The organism is Pantoea sp. AN62 (assembly GCF_050432985.1).
Taxonomy (GTDB): Bacteria; Pseudomonadota; Gammaproteobacteria; order Enterobacterales; family Enterobacteriaceae; genus Pantoea; species Pantoea brenneri.
This window is the reverse complement of sequence record NZ_JBNPYB010000021.1, coordinates 39492-60079: the sequence shown is the minus strand read 5'-3', so window position 1 is coordinate 60079 and position 20588 is coordinate 39492. Positions and strand designations below refer to the sequence as shown.

14 protein-coding genes and 2 pseudogenes are annotated in these 20588 nt (G+C 52.5%); 7 read left to right on the top strand and 9 right to left on the bottom strand.

All coding sequences use genetic code 11. From position 1 onward, the window contains the following. Nucleotide 1 precedes the first annotated feature (1 nt). The 4 genes and pseudogenes from FHW04_RS21245 (at nt 2) to FHW04_RS21230 (ending at nt 3074) form a co-directional block, all read left to right on the top strand. Nucleotides 2-418, top strand: a complete 417-nt coding sequence (locus FHW04_RS21245; protein ID WP_094106315.1) for an Imm63 family immunity protein — start codon at nt 2-4, stop codon at nt 416-418. A 252-nt stretch (nt 419-670) separates the two neighbouring features. Continuing rightward, nucleotides 671-826, top strand: a pseudogene (locus FHW04_RS21240) (VENN motif pre-toxin domain-containing protein); the annotation flags it as partial. A gap of 251 nt (nt 827-1077) precedes the next feature. After that, nucleotides 1078-1593: an O-acetyl-ADP-ribose deacetylase gene (locus FHW04_RS21235; RefSeq protein ID WP_089562405.1), complete on the top strand. Its 516-nt coding sequence runs from the start codon at nt 1078-1080 to the stop codon at nt 1591-1593. 476 nt (nt 1594-2069) lie between these two features. After that, entirely contained in the window at nt 2070-3074 is a 1005-nt protein-coding gene (locus FHW04_RS21230; protein WP_158087043.1) for a LacI family DNA-binding transcriptional regulator, read from the top strand. Here FHW04_RS21230 and FHW04_RS21225 read toward each other — a convergent pair. Genes FHW04_RS21225 through FHW04_RS21215 form a run of 3 tightly spaced genes read right to left on the bottom strand, consistent with a single transcriptional unit; the run spans nt 3067 to nt 6856 of the window. After that, nucleotides 3067-3951: an NAD(P)-dependent oxidoreductase gene (locus FHW04_RS21225; RefSeq protein ID WP_031377936.1), complete on the bottom strand. Its 885-nt coding sequence runs from the start codon at nt 3949-3951 to the stop codon at nt 3067-3069. The two genes, FHW04_RS21230 and FHW04_RS21225, sit on opposite strands and share 8 nt — an antisense overlap. A 57-nt stretch (nt 3952-4008) precedes the next feature. Further along, the gene (locus tag FHW04_RS21220) at nt 4009-5364 is read right to left on the bottom strand and encodes an NAD(P)H-dependent oxidoreductase (protein ID WP_031377937.1); all 1356 of its coding nucleotides are present in this window, start codon (nt 5362-5364) and stop codon (nt 4009-4011) included. A gap of 34 nt (nt 5365-5398) precedes the next feature. Continuing rightward, on the bottom strand, nt 5399-6856 hold the full coding sequence (locus FHW04_RS21215; RefSeq protein ID WP_143811591.1) for an MFS transporter: 1458 nt from the start codon (nt 6854-6856) through the stop codon (nt 5399-5401). Between the two features lie 633 nt (nt 6857-7489). Here FHW04_RS21215 and FHW04_RS21210 point away from each other — a divergent pair. Continuing rightward, nucleotides 7490-7699, top strand: a complete 210-nt coding sequence (locus tag FHW04_RS21210) for a DUF1471 domain-containing protein (protein WP_031377939.1) — start codon at nt 7490-7492, stop codon at nt 7697-7699. Nucleotides 7700-7903: 204 nt separating this feature from the next. Here the strand turns inward: FHW04_RS21210 and FHW04_RS21205 are convergent, their stop codons facing one another. The 3 genes from FHW04_RS21205 to FHW04_RS21195 all read right to left on the bottom strand — a co-directional run bounded on the left by FHW04_RS21205 (nt 7904) and on the right by FHW04_RS21195 (nt 11587). Beyond that, nucleotides 7904-8452, bottom strand: coding sequence for an NADPH-dependent FMN reductase (locus FHW04_RS21205; RefSeq protein ID WP_179420106.1), 549 nt, complete (start codon nt 8450-8452; stop codon nt 7904-7906). Between the two features lie 34 nt (nt 8453-8486). Then, complete coding sequence (locus FHW04_RS21200; protein WP_089562407.1) at nt 8487-9608, bottom strand: porin; 1122 nt, start codon at nt 9606-9608, stop codon at nt 8487-8489. Between the two features lie 1160 nt (nt 9609-10768). Then, nucleotides 10769-11587, bottom strand: a complete 819-nt coding sequence (locus FHW04_RS21195) for a DUF4225 domain-containing protein (protein ID WP_089562408.1) — start codon at nt 11585-11587, stop codon at nt 10769-10771. A gap of 237 nt (nt 11588-11824) precedes the next feature. Here FHW04_RS21195 and FHW04_RS21190 point away from each other — a divergent pair. Continuing rightward, nucleotides 11825-12313, top strand: a pseudogene (locus FHW04_RS21190) (Tn3 family transposase); the annotation flags it as partial. A 24-nt stretch (nt 12314-12337) separates the two neighbouring features. Here the strand turns inward: FHW04_RS21190 and FHW04_RS21185 are convergent. Continuing rightward, nucleotides 12338-17896: an ATP-binding sensor histidine kinase gene (locus FHW04_RS21185; RefSeq protein ID WP_089562409.1), complete on the bottom strand. Its 5559-nt coding sequence runs from the start codon at nt 17894-17896 to the stop codon at nt 12338-12340. Beyond that, on the bottom strand, nt 17893-18279 hold the full coding sequence (locus FHW04_RS21180; RefSeq protein WP_031377942.1) for a response regulator: 387 nt from the start codon (nt 18277-18279) through the stop codon (nt 17893-17895). The genes FHW04_RS21185 and FHW04_RS21180 overlap by 4 nt, the downstream gene beginning before the upstream one ends. Nucleotides 18280-18748: 469 nt before the next feature. On the opposite strand from FHW04_RS21180, the gene FHW04_RS21175 reads away from it, so the two are divergent. After that, the gene (locus tag FHW04_RS21175) at nt 18749-18958 is read left to right on the top strand and encodes a YdgH/BhsA/McbA-like domain containing protein (protein WP_031377943.1); all 210 of its coding nucleotides are present in this window, start codon (nt 18749-18751) and stop codon (nt 18956-18958) included. Between the two features lie 45 nt (nt 18959-19003). Here FHW04_RS21175 and FHW04_RS21170 read toward each other — a convergent pair whose 3' ends face one another. Beyond that, nucleotides 19004-20473, bottom strand: coding sequence for an amidase family protein (locus FHW04_RS21170; RefSeq protein WP_094106312.1), 1470 nt, complete (start codon nt 20471-20473; stop codon nt 19004-19006). Nucleotides 20474-20588: the final 115 nt, after the last annotated feature.

Genomic DNA, 20588 nt, shown 5'->3' with positions numbered 1-20588 from the left:
TATGCTGCTGAATATCGCAGAAATACAAAAAAAAATTGACGAGATGACCTTGCAAGCTGGTCTACCAAGACATTCCGTTAATCTTTGTACCGCTCCAATTGGTGATGGTACTCCATATGTTACATTTGAAAATGATGAATATAATTTTATTCACTCAGAAAGAGGATATGAATTCTCGCGTAAGGTTACTGGGTCGCTAGATGAGCTACTTTATTGGATTATGTCAGAAGTTGCTTATAAGACAGCATTTCAATATGAGTTAGAACACAGGGTGAAAGGCAGGGATGGACGACGCATCGCCTTCCCAAAATTCATTGAGTTAATGGCAAATATGAATATTTCATGGGAGCCAAAAGCACAACGTGAAATTCAAAAAATTCTGACTGAAGCGCCCTACGACGATAATCTTTATAAATAAGGGTAACTAATCCCAGCGATTGCTGGCTGGGGTTGTTGTTGAGAATAACCCGCGGAGTGCGCCGCAAATAGATGATTTTGCGGCAAGAGCGAAAGGCTGTGACGCTCGTGGTGACTGCGGTCAGATCGTGAAGGAAATGGAAGATCTGAGCCTGAAACAGCAACAGGAAATGATTGCGGTCTGCTCTGCCAATCCTTTGACCTGTAAGGATAAGTACGATGATATCCCGGCTAATGGAATGCTGGTACGTGAAGCCCGGTGGAAATTTACGAAGCACTGAAGACGCTGTTTAACAGCGGCGATGTGCTGGGTAAGGTGTCGGATGCGATGAAGCACTCCTTCATTGACCGTATCGACCGGATGGAAGCGCAGTACCAGAAGGCCGGAGCCAGCGGATCGTTTAATGCCGATCATGCTTCTGCCTGCATGATGATTAGCTATCCGCTTTCAACTACCACCTTCGCTTGCTGCCCTGCCTTCAAACCCTGCATCTTCCACTCCTGGTATTTACTCTATCCTGTAGTGAGCACTCAATGCACGTTGATGGCAATGATCCGTAATGAAAAATCTGGACATGATTGTTATTTCACTGACAACAACGAAGCGCAGAATCGATGTTCACTGAGCTAATCACTAAAGTTAAAAAGCAGGGAAATACGATGAATAAAATAACCGTAATTCAGGGTGATATCACTAAAATCGCGGCAGAAGCGATTGTCAATGCCGCCAATTCTTCGTTACTGGGTGGTGGCGGCGTTGATGGCGCAATCCACCGCGCAGGCGGGCCGGCGATTCTGGCTGAGTGTCAGGCAATCCGCAATCGTCAGGGTGGCTGCAAAGTCGGTGATGCCGTTATTACCGGCGCAGGCAATCTGCCCGCCGATTACGTCATCCATACCGTTGGCCCGCGCTGGAGTGATGGAAGACATGACGAAGATGCGCTGTTAAGAAGGGCCTACCTGAGTTGTTTTAAACTCGTCGACCAGCATGACATCAAAACGGTTTCGTTTCCCAACATCAGCACAGGAATTTATGGTTTCCCTAAAGAACGTGCCGCGGCGATTGCCTTAGAAGTAATCAAACATTGCATCGCTGAGAACAGCAAAATCGGCAAGGTTAACTTAGTCTGCTTTGATGCGGAAAATTATGATCTGTATCTTAAACTACTGGCCTGAGGATTGGTGCGGGCAGGTCAGAGGATGCGTTTATTAGCCAGGACAAACGTCCTGAAGGTCAGCCGCACTGGCATCCCGCTGAAGAGCAGTGTCTTCGTTGTTGAGAAGGCTCTTCGAGACAGGCCGGCCTGTCGAATGCTGTCTGAATCTTAATCGCCAGGGCAGCTGAAAGGCGCCAGAGCGACAGACAGGGTAAAGGAAATCACCCGTCACGCTTAAGACTGCTCCCTATGCTGAGGACTATTACTGGCTGCGCGTGGATCCTGGTGTGACGGATCTGCCGGAAAAGAGTTTGGCTAAAGCCCGGACATCTCAAAACAGCCTTAATCACCTCCCGCAACACCAAATCCTCCAAAGCTGAGTAATGCAGTCTCACGCCTGCTAAAGAAGGCTGATCACTGAAGAACGTTTATCTTATGAAGTGATTAATCTAACATGACCTTAGCTAACCTGATGATGTGAGGCTGAGTGTTGCGTTGACAGAGAAAAAGAAAAGTACCATCAAAGAGGTGGCGGCCTTAGCAGAGGTCTCTATCGGTGTGGTTTCTCGGGTATTGAACCCCGGTTCAGGTTCAGTATCTGAACGCACCCGTCAGCGTATTCTGGAGGCAATGCAAACGCTGAATTACACTCCTCAAAGTGCCGCTCGTGAGCTTAAAACCAGTCTGAATAACACTATCGGCCTGGTTGTAGCAGACATCGCAAACGATTTTTTTTCTGAGATCTCCGATCTCATTGTCCGCCGCGCCAGAGAAATGGCGATGAATGTCATTTTGGTGACTACCCAGGAAGACCCGCTACTGGAGCGGGAAAGCTTGAGTATGTTAATGCAAAAGCGGGTTAAAGCCATTATAGCAACGCCCACCAGCGCAAATAGCGATATGTGGCAATCCATTAGCGAAATGGGCATCGCTATTGTTTTCATCGATCGCTACCTTAGCGAGGTGACACATGCCAGCGTCATCGGCTTCAACAATGAAGCTTCCGCTTGTGAGGCAACCCGCTATCTTGCTCAGCAAGGCCATCGCCGTATTGGCTGGATAAGCGGGCCGCTGAACACCTCGACCTCTTTGCAAAGGCTGAAGGGTTATAAACAAGGATTGAAAGACTCTGGAATTGACTGGGAAAAACAGTATGCGGTAGTGAAGAACTTTCGTGATCCGCTAGCCAGTCAGGCGCTTGATGAGTTGTTATCGCTTGAGGAACCACCGACTGCAGTCATTATTGGAAATACGTCGATTGCACCGATGATTATGTCGCGCATCCGGCAGTTGAAGCTCTCTGTTCCTGAAGACCTCTCGCTGATTGTTTACCATGACAGCCACTGGAGCCGTCTCCTGAGCCCGTCAATAAGCGTTATCAAACATCCTCTTGAAGCGTTGGCCGATAAGGCACTATTAAGTCTCTCCGTTGAGAAGCAGACGACCTGTGAACTAAACAGCACGTTAATCAAACGTGAGAGCGTGGCCCGGGTTAAATAGTCATGCCGTTTAAACGCTGAATTTGCCTGATAATGGCGCAGTGATCTAAGTCGCCATCGCCAGCTTCAATCATCTGGCTGAAAAGCTGGTTCACCGTCTCAGTCAGCGGCAATGTCAGACCAAATTGCTCAGCCAGCGCCACACTACTGCGCGTATCTTTAAGCTGCCACTTTGCCGCGCCGCGGGCCTTAAAGTCCTGGTTTACCATACGTTCCCCTTGCTGTTGCAGCAGGGTTGAGTCAGCAAAACCACCCAGCAATGCTTCCCGCACTTTTACCGGATCGGCTCCGCCGCGCTGGGCAAGGGTAAAGGCTTCCGACAACAAGCTTAGCGTGCCTGCGACAATAATCTGATTGGCGAGTTTTGTCAGCTGACCCGCGCCCACCTCACCGACCCGCGTGACTTTTCCCAGTTGAGACAGCAGAGGGCGTAACCGGTCAATAGTTTCTGCCTTACCACCGGCCATCAATGACAATGTGCCGTTTTCAGCCCCCGAAGTGCCACCTGAGACAGGCATATCGATATAGTCCGCCTGTGCTGCGTTCGCCTTGTGTTGCTGCTCAATCACAATCTGTGGCGACAGGGTGCTCATCATAATAATGACTGCTTTTTTCTCGATGTGCTTCAGCGCATCATCAGTAAAAAGAACATCGTTACAGGCTTGAGCATCGCTCAATAAACAGATGATGACATTACTGCCTGCTATTAACCGGGCGGGCGTGTCTACCGCCGTAACGCCATACTTTTCCAGCGCATACGCTTTATCTTTAGAACGATTCCACACCGCAACGGAGTAACCGGCAGCAGCTAAGCGCCGTGCCACCGGCTGTCCCATTAATCCGGTGCCAGCCAACCCAATACGTATTTCTGAAGCCATGTTGTTCCTCCTGACATTACCCGCTACTGCAACGTCAATAGCGGGTAATATCACTGTTTATAATCCTGCCAGACTGACCATCTGCTTGCGCAACTCGACGATATCCAGATTGTTATCAAACTGAACATCTGAAAAACGCACCGCTTTGTCTTTGGCGACATCTTTCACCAGACGAACGTGATGCGCTAATCCCATAGGTAACAGATCCTGCGCCACGCTGATGTTAGCAGGCAGAGCATTGGCCCAGACGGTAAACCCACCTTCGCCATCCAACATTTCGCCCGCTTTGAGGTCTCGTTTAGCCGTTGCGACAGCATCACCCCGGAAGCTTAAAGCCGAACCGGTGGCTTCATTACGCAGCACCGCAGAGAGAATACTGATGCTGGTTTCAAGGCCAATGAGATGGAAAGGGCGCCACATAGAGGCATACCAGCCACTGGGATCGGTCAACAGTCCGTACTGTTTAAAACAGGCGCGGCTGTATTCATCCCGGGCTTTAAAGGTGACAAATACGCCATAGCGAATGTTGTTCAGTACCTCCCTGCCATCTGGCTCCTGGCTGGCAGCAATATCCACCAGACCGCTACGGCTCAGTCGCCCACCGTCAGACTCAGGTGAGAAGACCCGCGCCAGGTCATGCACACCGGCTGGAGGGAAGGCCAGTCCGTTATCAGGACAATCCAGTCCGGTAGCATTGGCCACCGCCGCCATTTCAATTGCCGCTTTGGTGCCGTCGGTGAAGGAATTGTACATCTTTGGATTAAAGTCTCCGGCCGCCACTTCTTCTTCGCTCCAGCCGAAAAATCCCCATACTGTATCCGGAGTAGAATAGCGATAGCGTGGTTCAAAGTTCATGCCTTTGCCAGCCGCAACAATTTCAAATCCACAGGCTTTGGCCCAATCCACCAGCTCACAAATAATGGCGGGTTGATCGCCGTACGCCATGCTGTAAATCACACCATTTTGACGTGCACGCTCAGCGATTAACGGGCCACACAGCACATCGGCCTCAACGTTTACCATCACCACATGCTTGCCATGTTCAACCGCATGGAGTGCATGACGCGTTCCCGCCAGCGGATGTCCAGTGGCTTCAACAATGCAATCGATCTGCTCGCAGCGGAACAGTTTTTCCGCATCCTCAACCACACAGGTTGAACCTTCGCGTAACGCAGCCTCGATAGTTTGTGCCTGATACTGAGATTCAGGCCAGCCCACGCGCGCCAGAGCTGCACGGGCTTTACTCACGTCAAGATCGGCAATGGCGACCACCTGTAAACCGTCCAGATGGCGCAGTTGGGCAAGAACCATCGACCCAAATTTACCTGCGCCAATGATGCCAACCCGGATCGGTTGTGCTGCACCTGATTTCACGGCACAGGCACGCTCAGCTAACAGTGCTGCTAAGTTCATTTTCTACTCCTTGACAGGGTTTGATGCGTGGGATTTAACGCCAGCCAGCGACCTGACGGCGACTTTTACTCAGGAGATAAATCAGTAGCGGCGAGAACAGCACCAGAATCGATAACAGATAGAGGCCGTTTTGTGATTTACCGGTAAGAGAAATAGTGAGACCCACCAGGAAAGGGCCAAAGAAACCGCCAACATTCCCGATAGAGTTGATGAGCGCCAGGCCACCCGCAGAACCCTGGCTGGTAAGGAAGGAGGCGGGCAGAGTATAAAACGTCGGTACACATGCCAGCATACCAACAGTCGAAAGCGTCAATCCCAGCATGGATATGACGGGAGAATCACTGATAGCTGCGACCACGAAACCGACAGAAAACAGTAGCGAAGGCAGAATGAAATGCCAGGTGCGCTCGTTGGTTTTGTCAGAATGATTTGACCACCAGCACATCACCACGGCACCCACGATATAGGGAATAGTGCCAAGCAGTCCTACCACCGTGTCTGAATAGTCGAAGCGTTTAATAAACTGCGGCATCCAGAAACCGAGACCGGTTAAGCCAATGACCGTAAAGAAGTAAGCCAGGCCTAAGATCCATACCCGCCGGTCTTTGAACATCGCTTTCAAACCAGAGTGGCCCACCGCTAATGTTGCCTGCTGCTCTTTTTCCATCAGCTCCTGATAGGCCTGACGTTCCTCAGGCTTAAGCCAGGAAGCTTTAGCCGGTTTATCCGTGAGGTAAAGAAAAACGATGACCGACAAAATTACCGGCGGACATCCTTCAATTAAAAACAGCCACTGCCAGCTTTCCAGCCCACCCACATCATGGAAATTGTCGAGAATATATCCTGATAAAGGATTGGCAATAATAGCGGCCAGCGGAACACCTAAATAGTAAATGGAGAAAACCCTGGCCAGCTCTTTTTTGGGAAACCATGTGGTGAGATAAAAAACAATACCGGGCGCCAGACCTGCTTCGGCTACACCTAATAAAAACCGCAGGATACTGAGACTCACCACACCTTGTGCGAACGCCATCGCCATCGAAATAACACCCCAGGTGATCATGATCCTGGCTAACCAGAAGCGTGCACCATAACGTTCCAGCAGAACATTACTGGGAATTTCAAACAGGATGTAGCCAAAAGAGAAAATGCCGACAGCGAAGCCAAAATGCTCAGGCGTTAACCCTAAAGACTGGTTCATGGTTAATGCCGCCATGCCGATATTAGAACGATCAATAAACGCCAGCAGATACATCATCAGGATCAGCGGCATTAAGCGCATCCGGGCTTTTTTGATCGCGCCACTGGCCAGTGATGATATTTCTGGCTGAGGATGATCCGGCATCACATCAATGCCGACCAGTGAATTATCGTACTCTTCTACGTGTTTCATGATGTATCCCAGTAGAGTTATAACCCCCGGAAATATCACGGAAAATGCATATATACCGCGACGCCTGAGTCGAAAAGTAAAACGTTTTACTTTTTGCAAGTTTTACGACAGAGCGGTCAACAGTCAAGGGATGAAAGCGTGAAGTTAAAAAATTGTGACTGAGTTAACGCATAGCACTCGCCACGGGTAAAGCGCCTGTCACAAGGACTAAAATGACTCCGCTGAGGTTTCGACAGCGGCAATTATTACGTTGAGTTTTGGCTGCTCTGACGCATTGGCTTTGTAAAGGGCGGCAATCGCTCGCCGCCGGTATCCTGACGAGTGAAGGGAGGGGTGTACCCGCGATATCACCTGTGATGAAGACAGATATCTGTATAGCTAACCTCACTAATATTTAACATAATCTATGTTTTGCGCACTTAAATCTCTGGCATATTTCATTCTTCTTTCCAGACAGCAACGCCTGTTCAACCATCCCTCAGCAGCAGTTGCCGCCAGACAAAACATGCCATCACTCCGACGTCACCACTCATCCGCGGCTCTCGAAAGCTACGGCCACGCATACTAAAAAAGCCTCCTCTGTTTAAGACTCTGTGCCGCACAGACATCATTCATATTTTTTGATAAAGCAAAGCAATAAACACGGATTTTCATTGTCAGGCCTGTTCTCTATTATTCATTCCATCGAGTCACAACGCCTCACAATCTAAAAATCAACTTCAGGAACTGACCATGAAAAACTTCAAAAAATTCGTTGTTGTCGCTGTACTGGCCTTCATCTCATCAGCAAGTTTTGCGCAGACCGTAACCGCGACAGCCTCCACGCTGGATGGTGCGGAAGCACAAATTGCGGCCCGGGCAAAAATGGCCGGTGCGGATTACAGCATTACTGAGGCGTACAGCGGGAATCAGGTTCATATGACCGCGCGACTGATTAAATAATCATGGTCGCAAAAGGATTTGCCAGAAAGGGCTGCCGTCAGGCGGCCTTTTCTGGTTTTGCGGGTTGCTGAAGCGGTATAGAAATTCCACGGCGGATAGGCCTCAGCCAGAGTCTGGCTGCCCGTCACTGTGCCGTTTAAGGGGCTGCCGCAGCGACTGTTTTGTACAGAATCACGTCAGACCTGCGCGTAAAGAGATCCGCGTTTATTTAACTGCAAAATCTCTGAAAGCCACCAGCTGGCGTGACAGGAATTGACGGGTAGATTCATCGGTCAGGATGCCGTCTGTAACCTTATCACTCACTTCACCAATGATAGCCTCCGGCTTGTTGAGGATACGGGCATCGAAGTAGCCGAGGATCTGTCGCAAATGCAGTTGCGCCCTTACCCCACCCAGCTTGCCGGGCGAAGCTGACTGAATCAGTACCGGTTTACCGGCGATCGGCTGAGGTGATACCCGGGACAGCCAGTCGAGGGCATTTTTGAGCACGCCCGGAATCGAATGGTTGTATTCCGGTGTAATGATAATCAGCCCGTCGGCTTTGAAAATCGCCTCAGCCATCGCCAGCACTTCAGTTGGAAATCCTGCTGCTTCGGTGTCCTGGCTGTAATGCGGGAATGAACCTGGCGATCCTAACGGCTCAAAAGTGACGCCTTCAGGTCCCAGTTCCGGTAGCGCGGCTGCAATGGCGGCATTAAATGAACCGGCTCGCAGGCTGCAGGTTAGCGTGACAAACTTCAGGGCAGTATTCATGGTGATCCTCATTATTCAGTAAACAACGGCACAATCAGAACTGATAAACCAGACCGACGGCCAGAATATCATCGGTGGATACGCCGGCCTGTTGAGAAAATTCGCTGTTATCAATCAGGTTGAGTTTGTAATCGACGTACGCCAGCATATTGCGGTTAAACAGGCAGGAGCCGCCAAAGTCGATGAACTTCACCAGATCCTGACTACCGTAGACGCGGCCATTACCTGCCGCGCCAAGGTCTTTTGCCCGGGACTGGCTATAGGCGATAAAAGGAACCCAGCCGGTATCAAAGGTATATTGCGCAAACAGTTCGATGATATCTGACCGGTTAGCGTAGCCATAAATCCCGGTTGCACTGCTGCTGCCAAACCGCGAGGCATTGAATGCCTGCGTATACATCACCGCCAGATAGAGGTTGTGGGCGTCATATTTAAGCGACGCAGAGTAAGCTTCCGCTTTGTCGCCCTCCCCCATAATTCCGGCGTCACTGTTCTGGGCAGCGGTACGACCAGAACGGGTTAACGCTCCCACCGCTTTAAAACCTGCGCCAAAGGAATATGAGGCAGAGACGCCGTATCCCTCACCATTCTGACGCAACACATCCCGTGTACCCGGTTCACCAGTGCCGCTATTTTTCCCCTGATACTGCAGGGCAAAATCCAGACCGTTCACCAGGCCAAAGAAATCGGTGTTGCGATAAGTGGCCAGGCTGTTTCCTCGCCGAAACATAAACTGATCGGTGTTATAGGTTTGCGCATCAAACTCGGGCTGCATGTCAGTCTGGCTCAGCGCGTCATACAACACGCCGACATTGCGGCCATAATCAAATGACCCGTAGCGACCGACCTTAATACCGGCAAAACCGAGGCGGGTGAACAGACTGTTGCTGTCACTTTCTGACTGGTTAGTGTTGAACTGACCCTGCCACTGGCCATAGCCAGTGAGCTGCTCAGCGATCTGGCTTTGTCCTTTAAAACCTATTCGCATATAAGACTGATCGCCATCCTGGCTTTTGTCATCACTTATATAACGGAGTCCGGAAACCAGACCATACAGGTCAATCTTATTCCCGTGGTTATTATAAATTTCAGCGGCAGACACTGGCAGGGTTAAAAAAAGACAAGACGTCATTAGCGCCAGATAATTCGCTTTCATTTATTCCTCATAGCCTGTTAAGACCGCTTGTCGGCCTCGTCAGACAGGTTCACGACGCCGCTGATTGCTTAATGTCAGGGCAATAATTTCCACAACAGGAGGCCAGGGATTATCAGGCGCGAACGGGGAAAAGAGAAGTTATACAAAGGGATAGGTATACCAATGGATAATAGCTAAAACGGCACATCTGTTTTTTGCCGTTCGCCCAGACCCTTTTCACTGCAGCAGGATATAAAACGCAGGATGTTCAAATTAACTGATTTACTTCAGCATAATCTCTCTGTTTCAAAGCGGGTGCTGAACGCATAACATTCATCTCGACGACACCGGTTATCACCGTGCTGAATATCAGCGCAAAGATAAGGTGTTGAGAAAATGAGAGTGAGTTTTACACCCGCGCCATCAACAGGTCCGCAGTGCGGATAAATAATACGTCCGCCGGTCTGCCGGCAATTAAATGAGATAATTACCGTGAATATGCTGAAAACCTGGGTTGTGCTGATCGTTGTTGGCCTGTTTTTGCTGATTTTAAAGAAATACGCCAGGCCTGCGGGATGAGGACGGTGATAAACCGGCTGGCGAAGGTGGGCGAACCCGGCCGTTCAGCGTGCCCGCCCACCCTGCCCGGTTCTGCGCTCAACACAACGGGAGCACACTCAGGCGGTCGTCTCTTTTCCTTCCAGGGGTTTGGGGTCCAATCGTGTAAAAACCACGCTAGTAAGATATCATTCTGTTATATCTATCAAAAATCAGCATCTGATGGATGGAATGATCCAGATTTTCCCGAAATCTTTGTGTATACTTTGCTCCAGAGAAGTATCTACATTTTAAGGATGGAAGGTGAGATGCTATGAAAGTGAGTGAAGCAGCATTACTGAAGTCTGGTTTTAGCCATGCTGATCTACAAAAAATCAAAAACAATGTAGATAGTTATGGAGGGAGTTTGGGTGAATCCATTCATGATCTTGCTAATCGTTTTAGAATTGTGTTGTGGGTTTTTTTCGGCTGTATGGTTGTATTTATCTGGGTAATTCTTTCAAGTAACCAAGTTTACATTATTTCTACGGGTATAGGCTTGTTAATTACAATGCTCATCGTAATATTCGTGCAACCGCCAGTTCTGTCTTACAAGTCCTGGCGATACTGTAGAATGTACCGGACTAACGATGATCTTGGTCAGTAGATAATAAATCAAAGATTACTTTAGCTTTAACGCCATAGCCCACTATTTTCATAGTTAGTTTTGGCCTGTTCATAGTATCTACTTTTCGATAATAATCGCGAGGAAGCCAACGGAATAACCGCCATGCACCGGGCTTTCTTGCTAATCCGAAAATACTGTAAACACTAGCGCTGAGCGTAACTGCATTATAAAAAGCCAGCCCAGACTCAGCCTTAAACCCCATGAACTGCGCTATATCTATGACTTTATCGGCTATTACGCCCTCAGAATGAACCTGACTGCCGGAATTAAAATTTATTATTTCTTTAGTTATTCCGTTTGCACCGTCTGCTACAAGAATAGCTCCTGCAAGCACGCCTAACGGGGTCATTGTAGACATCATTAGTACGCCGCCAGCAACGGCAAAGCCCGATATGACTACATGAACAGCAGAAATCACATACCCTACAATTTTATTATTTTCCCGAACAAACTCCACTTTAGCGTAAAGTTTTGCTGTCTTCATACGCAACATCCGGCCCTGTTCTTCGAGGTTTTCAGTCTCTACTCTCAGGTTTTTGATGCATGCTATGCACTCTTCATCCGATTTCGCGCGCCGGGCCGCGGCAAATTGCTGCTCTATAACCTGTTTTATTTCCTGAACAAAATTAATACGGGTCAGACCATCCTGAAGGTGAAAGGCGGAAAGTCTGTTGGCAATATTAATCAGTTTTCTTGCTTCAAGATTAACCATTGTTTCAGCCCAGGCTTTATTTCTTCCGCCAGAGCGCATCATATCAAGCAATGCCGCATCCATTTTTGTTCTCCCTGTATATCACATCGCCGATGATACCCCTTTATTTTCAGCTGTAAACAACCGTCGTTTCAGCCGGAAATATGTCGGTCTCGATATGCCTGTTTTTTCCGATACCGCCTTAAACGAAACGCCCTGCCGAATCAGAGTCAGAGCCGAAGCTGTCGCCGGATGGGGCTTCCTGCCGAACCGAACACCTGAGGCCATTGCAGCAACCCGTCCGTCATTGGTTCGTTCCAATCGGGACTGCTCCGTTCTCTGCTCAGGAGTACCCGCCCATCGGGGCTGGCGCAGGCGATCATGGAGGTAGGGAGGGTCAATAACACGTTGTACCTTCTTAATTATATTGATGATGAGGATTATCGTCGCCGTATCCTGACCCAGTTAAACAGGGGAGAAGGACGTCATGCCGTAGCCAGGGCCATCTGTTATGGCCAGCGTGGTGAAATCAGAAAACGTTATCGTGAGGGACAGGAAGATCAGCTTGGTGCCTTGGGCCTGGTCACGAATGCGGTAGTACTGTGGAACACGCTTTATATGCAGGAAGTACTTTCACACCTGCGTGCGACAGGAGAAACGCCGCATGACGAGCATATTGCCCGGATTTCGCCACTGATGCACGGTCATATCAATATGCTGGGACATTATACGTTTGCTCTACCGGAGGATATTATGAAGGGAGAACTGAGGCCATTAAATTTCAATGTAAACAGAGAATTATCTTCTTAACGTGTTTTTTTACATCATTGACCGTCAACCCCCTTCTAATGGCAATGTGAACCAGAACAGGCTGCCGCCCTGTGGACGGTTTTCTGCGCGTAGCTCACCGCCGTGACGTTTAATAATCTCATTGCTGATGGTCAGCCCCATGCCCATCCCTTCCGCTTTGGTGGTGTAAAACGAGTCGAATATTTTTCCGATCACCGTATCAGACAGACCCGCGCCGTTATCAGCAACCTCGATGCGAATCACCTTAGCGGAAGGATGTGAAGAGGCGATGCGTAAATGACGCGCACCGATGTTATCGGTCATCGCTTCAATTGCATTGATCACCAGGTTGAGCAGCACCTGTTGTATCTGAACGCTTTCACAGAAAACATTGTCGTTATCTGCCACCAGATCCAGCTCCAGTGAGACAAACCGACGTTCCAGCTCCAGACGCGACAGAACGATAATATCGCGGGTAATCAGGTGCATTTTTGCCGGCGCAAATTCGGCAACCTGATTCCGCGTCAGCGCCTGCAGTCCGCGAATAATATCGCCAGCCCGCCGGCCTTCCCGGATGATCTCATCAAGACTGTGACTGGCATTTTCCAGATTCGCCGGATCACGTTTAAGCCAGCGCTGGCTGGCACCGGCATTGGCCACGATTGACATCAGTGGCTGATTAATCTCATGGGCAATGGAAGAGGTAAGCTGGCCAACGGTGGTTGCCCGCGCGACGCGAGCCAGTTCCGCCTGAGCGATGCGCACCGCATCTTCCGACTGGCGCTGAGCCGTGATATCGGTGAGCGTGCCAAAATATTCGGCCACTTCTGGCCAGTTTTCATTGGGCTCGCCGATGCCTTTGATGTAGCGGCATTCACCGTCATCGCGAATGATACGAAACTCAGCCTGCATCACCGTCCCTTTTCGCACACTGGTCTCGATCAACTCCCTCAGGCAGAGTATGTCATCCGGATGAACGCGACGCTGAAACTCCACCATTGAGGTGCTTGCCTGCTCCTGTGGCAGTCCCATAATGCGTTTATATTCATCGGAGATGTACTGAATATCCGGTTCAAGATGCCAGTGCCAGGTGCCGGTATGACTGATTTTTTCGCCGAGCATTAAAGAGGTCTGGCTGGCACGCAGCTGCTTCTCAATTTTGCGGCGTTGAATATTCTCATCAACCAGCTCGGCGTACAGGCGAGCTGTCTCAAGTGATACCGCAGCCTGCGCTCCCAGCATTGAAACGATCCGCGAGTGATCGGCGGTAAATACGTCTGGCATCAGGCGGTTTTCCAGATAAAGCACACCTACCATCTGCGCCTGTCTGAACATCGGGACACACATTACCGCCGCGCCGGAGGCAACCAGATAGTTATCCTGACTGAAGGGGCTGAATACCTCTGGCTTACCGGTACGGATCTCCTGCCCGGTACGGATCACCGCAGACAGCACTGACAGCGGCAGATCGGTGGCGACCGGCAACTCACGTACGATTTTGACCTTAACGCCGTCGACGGTGGTCGAAGCCCTTGCCTGGATTTCCGGGATATTGCCGTCGACCAGTCGGATCAGCATGCAGTGCTGGGCACCGGCACGCTCCACCAGCATCATCATCAGCACATGAATAAGCCGGTCCAGATTAATCTCTTCGGTGAGCGCTCGCATCACCGTCACCATACTTTGTAAATCGCCGATCACCGCACTTTGCTCAAACGGAACGGTACTCAGCGCGGTCTGCGTTGCCTGGCTGGCCAGCGCCGGATGCTGCATCTCCAGCTGGCGAACCTTAGCCCCGGCACCCCAGCGATCCCAGGCGGCGATGGCCCCTTTAATGTAGGCATCGCCAGCAAACGTCATATTACTGGCATAGGCCATCCGTGCAGCCAGTTCGCAGGTCAGCCCGTTAATATGATGAAACTGCCCTTCGCGTGACAACACGATCGCCTTTTCAAATTGCTCAAACGCCGGTGCGGTTTTCCCTTCCAGACGCAGCCACTCGGCGCGCAGCAGCGCCTCTTTATCGGCGAACGTTTTGCTGTTTTCGTTTGACCAGGTCACGATCCTGTCGAGGTGCTGCTTCAGCTGCAGTCGTAACTTATCCGTCATCGCTCCGGTTTTAAGCGGCACGGTCAGCGAAAGCGCGCTGTAGAGATGATAATCGAGCATATGCACATGCCCCGGTATACGTGCGGTGAACGGTTCGGCCTGCTTAAACCATGCCTCTGCCGCCGCATACTCACTGGCAAAGAAGTGGGCCATCGCTTTATAAAGCCGGGACCAGAACTGCATCAGGTAGATAGGTTCAACCGCATGTTCAGGTTTAACCACCGCCAGCACCGGCGGCTGAAAATCATCACCGGTGAAGATAGTGCTGCGCGGCTTGCGCAGGAAAAGGACGTAGTCCAGCTGCATCCCGAGGATCACTTCCACGTCGCGGTATTGTGCCTTTCTGACAAACTGCATGCCTCGCGCAATCGAGGTGTGTACGCCATCAAGATGATCGCCGCGCGCCAGATAATTCATGACGATGTGCCGCAGTGCCAGACACGCCGACGTCCGGTCGCCGGTTTCAACCCCCACGTCAAAGGTGGCCTTCGCCCGCTCGATGGCATAGGTTAGCGGCATCGTCCAGATACTGACCTGATCGAGCGGGAGCAGCGTCCGGGCTTTAAAGCTGACAAAGTCATGCTTATAGACCAGCTCGCGCGCCAGCAGCGTGCTGGCAAAGCCGCGGCTGTACTCATCATACTGGTCGCCGCACACCACGCCATACCACGAGAGCGCCAGCGTCGAGGCGCCACTTAACCCACGCTCCATTGTCAGGTGCAGCAGCTGGCACAGGATCATAAAGTGCAGTCGCGGATTGATGAAGGCGGCAAATGTACTGGCGCTGGCCAGCAGATTCATCACCGCTTCGGTATTTTTACAGTCGACCCGGGCCAGCGAACGGAAGCGGGCATAGGGATTTTTTCCCACCGCCTCCTTCAGCTTCACTCTGGCCGCATCGCACTCCGCCTGGTCCGGATGACGGTTCAGATGAATGCCAAACACCGCCAGCCAGGCGAGCGCGGTCTCCAGCGCCAGCTTACTGTCCGACTGACGCATATGAATTTCAGCAATCAGGCAGGCCGCACCAGCTTTATCGGCGGCGTCGCCGGGTGAAGACTGGACCCGGGAGCTTAAGGTCAGTGCGGCGGGCAGATTGCCGTTAAGAAATTCGCATTCCGCCTCTTCCAGCAGAAATTCGCTGCTTCCGGCATCACCGGCACCGTCGTGCAATACCCGGGCGGTCTGCAAATAGCGCAGCGCAGAGAGATAATCGCCGGTGTTTTTTGCCCGCCGGCTGGCGCTGAGCAACAGCTGGCAGAACGGCCCGGTTTCATGTTGGAGGAGCGTAAGCTTTTTAACCGCCAGCAGGTGATGCGCCGCCCGGAACAGCACCGCATTGGTGATATCGTGCTGCGATTGATGCATGTAAAAGCGTGCGGCAGCGCAATGGAAAGCATCTTTATCTGCATCCAGCAGAAGATTAAGCGCCGCCTCATGCACGCTGTCATGCATAAAGGCGTAGCCCTCCTCATTGCGGGTGACCAGCCTGGCCGTCACCGCTGGCAACAGTATCGCCTCTATCTCCGCGCTGGAGACGGCAAGAATCTGGCTCAGGACCTGCAACTCGCCGGCACTGCCCAGCAATGCCAGCTTACCCAGCATATGCCGGGCCGTCAGCGGTAGCGAGGCGAGGTGCAGCAGCACGCTGGCCGCGACGTTAGCGGTGTAGTGGCTGTTTTTAAGCGCCTCTGCATCGTAGGTCCATCTGAACGGCGCATGGTGGGTAATCAATCCCTGCTGCACCGCCTGGCGGAAAAAGTTATGAGTGGCGAGCGGATTACCGCCGGTTTTTTCGTGGATGACCCGTGCCAGCTCAGCCGTTGCCGAACTGCGGGTATGAAACTGCCCCGCCAGCCAACCCGCAATACTCTTTTCCGACAGCGGCTCGGGCGTGATCGCCATAATGCGCGGGGTGCTCGCGCAGAGCTGGTTCAGATTACCCGCAATGAGCGGACAGGGTAACGAGGTGATATCCCGGTGCGCGATCACCAGCAGCAGCGGGATCTCTTCACCCTGACTCAGCAGATTTTGCAGCAACAGCAGCGTCGCCTGATCGGCCCAGTGGCCATCATCAATAAGAATAACCAGCGGCCGCCCCTGGGCCGTAAACGCTTTAACCAGGCTACAGGCAACCAGATTAAAGCGATTTTTCGCATCAAGCGTATGCGAGTGCGGCAGAACCGCCGCTTTCTGATTAAGCAATATTCCCAGTTCTGGCACCAGGTTTACCGCCAGTCCGGCATAGGCACCGAGCAACCGTGAAATATGTGCTTTCCACTGGGCCATTTCTTCAGCGGGCAGACCCAGCACGTGCAGGGTCAGCGTCCTGAAGGCTGCAGTAAAAACCGTATAGGGTAACACCGGCGCATGCTGATCGACTTTCACCAGGGTGAGCAAGGTTTTCCGGGTGCGCAGCAGTTTGAGCGCGGAGGCAATCAGGGAGGATTTCCCGGCACCGGCAGCGCCACTGATGGTCACCAGGCTGTGTTTGCCGCTGTTGCTGACCTCATCCAACGCCGCCAGGATGCTGCTGGCCTGCGGATGATCGCTACACAGCGAATCAGCAGACAGACTGGCGGCAGGTAAATCCTGCAGTCCCAGCGTAAACGGCTCAATCATGCCATCCGGCTGCAGCGTGGCCGCACAGCGACGAAGATCGGCCAGCAGCCCATCGGCGGTCTGATAACGGTACTCCGGCGATTTGGCCAGCAGTCGCAGGATGATGGAGGAGAGGATCACCGGCACGTCAGGACGCAGCAGATGAGGCGGCAATGCTTCCGAGGCGATGTGATGGTGCACCCACTCCGCGTGGCCGCCCTCAATGCTGCCATAAGGCAGTCTGCCGGTCAGCAGCTCATAAAGCACAATGCCGAGACTGTACAAATCACTGACGTGACTCACCTGATGGGCTGAACGGGAGGTATGTTCTGGCGACATATAGGCAAGCGTACCGCCCGTTACAGGCAGGCGCTGCTGCTCCGGCAGCGGATTATGCAGCGAGGAGAGCCCAAAGCCGCCGAGATAAACGCCATCCTCATCGCTCAGAAAGAAGTTTGCCGGTTTGATATCACCGTGCACCAGTCCCTGTTGATGTAGCTGGCTCAGCGTACTGCACAGCATCGCGGCAGATTTGAGAAACTCAGAGAGGGGGCCAGGCGGCATGCACAGCACATCCGTCAGGGTGCGATAATCAAAGGCGGGATAAACCAGCGCATAACGTCCCTGGTAATGGGTGTGCCATTGCGGTTTCAGCGCCCAGCTTTCCGCTAACCGGTCACGAAGGGCATATTCATTTTTCAGCAGCTGCGTGACATGAAAGACCGACGCTTCATTGCCTGCGGTCGCCAGCACAAAGGTGTCACCGGAGGTGGTGTGCCGGCACAGCAGCCAGTCGATATTGCCCTCCTGCGCCAGCGGGCTGAAGAGAATATCCTCTGATAGTGCGATTTCATCGTTTTCTGCTGAATGTAACGCCTGCGGATTAGTACTCATTGGCGGGCAGCCCTTGAGGAGAATTCCTGTCGGATATGTTCAAACAACGTATCAATTTCGATCGGCTTTGGCAAAAAGGCAATCGCCCCCAGGTTGATGGCATACCGCAACATGGTGTCGTCACCGTTGCCGGAAATGATAATCCCCGGCGGATTTTCAATGCGCTGGGTCAGGTTGATAAACAGCTCAAACCCATTCATCCCCTTCAGTTGCACATCAATGATAAAAAGCGCGGCACTCGCTATCGCGGCTTCATCACCAAGCAGAGATTCTGCCGACTCGAAGGCATTGGTCAGATAGCCCTCAGACTGGAGCAGGTTGGTCAGACCACTACGAACAGAACGTTCATCATCGATGACGACAATACGCTGCGACAGCTGCATGCTGTTTTCCTTAAATAAAGCTCAGGCCTGTGTCAGGCACGTCCGTAGCAGGATTTGTCACCTGAGAACGGTGGAGAGTTGCCGATGTCAGCGGAAGAGCCGTGACGAAACGGCTGGCGGTTCATTCCGCTTGCCGTCCGCCTTTGCTGGGCAGCAGAGCCGGTCACGAGCGCGGATTGGTCAGCTGAATCAAACCGATCCGCCCTGAGGCCAGCCGCTTTCGCGTTGCGCAACGGTCTGGCGCCATTGTAAGAACCTTTTTTTCTTCGGACTATTATCTTTAGGTATAACTATACCGACCCGGACTGTCTGTCTGGCTGACGCCGGGTTACCGGAAAATCGCATGCATCAGTTTTTTTGATTTACTTCAGCATATTTTCGGGATTTTCATCGCCGCCTTTCCTGCGTAATCTTCACTCCATCGAGGCAGTCCGCCTCACAAACACAGATTAACGCCGGGAAAATCGCCATGAAAAACGTCAAAAAATTCGCTGCAGTCTTCGTTCTGTCACTGATTTCAACCACCAGCTTCGCGCAGACGGTGACAGCCACTGCCTCCACGCTCGACGCAGCCGAAGCGCAGATCGCCGCCAGAGCGAAAATGGCGGGTGCCAGCTACAGCATTACGGAAGCCTACAGCGGCAATCAGGTGCACATGACTGCCCGCCTGACTAAATAATCCCTGCTTCTGCACCAGGGCTGCCCGCGGGCAGCCCTTTGCTGTTCAGCTTTTTGTTGTGATTACTGACTCAGTGTCAGTGATAGCGGGCATCAGACGCTGGCCAATGACGCTTTCAATGACCATGGCTGCCTGCAAAATAGCTGCATCCTGGCCCGGCGCGGCGTATACCGTAACGCCGAACGGCAAGCCTGCCGAATCTGCGCCTGCGGGTATCGCCACCACCGGCGCGCCCGCTTTTCCGGTGCATTTTGCCGCTGCCGACATCGGCGACAGCAGCACATCTGCCGGTCCGGCGTTCAGCGCAGCCAGAATGCCGGCATTCAGGCTGAGGGCAATGTCCTGCCGCCGATCGTCAATATAGGCTGATGAGCGAAGATCCGGCGCGGCATCCGTCGCTTCAAGCAGAGACTGACCATAGGGAATGCTCTGCGGATGTGCGCTGTTCCACGCGATAATGTCCTGCAGAGAGCGCATGCCGCACGGCTTAAGCGCCGTAAGCAGGCTGTTAAGACCGGCACGAAACTCCGCGCGAAAAACGCATGAGCGCACGCCATTCAGCTGTTCTGCCGAAGGCAGATCGCAGGGATCGACAATCACCGCCCCCGCCTGGGCCAGTGCGTGCAGCAGGCGTTCAAACACTGCCTCGCGGTCGGGCGTCAGCACCGTGTCGGCGATAAAGCGCCGCGGGATGCCGATTCGCAGCCCCTGCAGGCTTTGATTACCCCGGGTTTCAGCCGGAAAAACGGTAAGCGTGGCGGTATCTTTGATATCCGCCCCGCCGATCGCCTGATAAACCAGCTGCGCGTCATCAACGGTCCGGGTAAGCGGACCGGGAGAATCCTGACTGGCAACCAGCGGAATAAAGCCGTGACGACTGACGCGGCCCACCGTGGGTTTAAAACCGACGACCGCACTGTGAACCGCCGGAGCCTGAATCGAATTTTGTGTTTCCGAGCCAATAGCAAAACCGCAAAAACCGGCTGCCACCGCGGCCGCCGACCCGACGCTGGAACCCATTCCCCGATCGTATCGCCCGCCCAGCGGATGCCGCACCACACCGCCCGCTCCGCTAAACTCAGCGGGCATGGTTTCGGCAACGAAGTCGGCAAATTCGGTCAGGTTAGTTTTACCCAGCAGTACAGCGCCCGCCTCGCGAAGACGCGCCACAACCGTCGCTTCATAAGGCGGGATAAACTCTGCCAGCGCACTGGCACCTGCCGAGGCAAAGCTGCCGTCGAGGGTAAACGCATTATCTTTGATCAGATAAGGCACGCCATGCAGCGGTCCTGCCGCCTGACCGGCAGCCAGCGCGGCATCGGCACGTCGCGCCTCTTCCCGCGCCAGACGGGATACCGTTCTGACGCAGTTAATGCCCTCTTTACCCTGATCTAATCGCTCAATACGATCCAGGTACCATTCGGTAGCTTCAAGCGCGCTGATTTCACCCGCCGCAATCGCCGCACCGATCGCCCGTGCTGAGCCCGAAGCCAGCAATGCTGATCTCTCTTTCATTACAAATTCCGCCCTTTCCGCGCGAACACGAGGTGCGCAGTGCTTTTCCCGCCCTCAGGATGAGGCGGCTGAGATCATCCTGCCACGGGACGGGCCGGCCGGTTTTTACAAATTG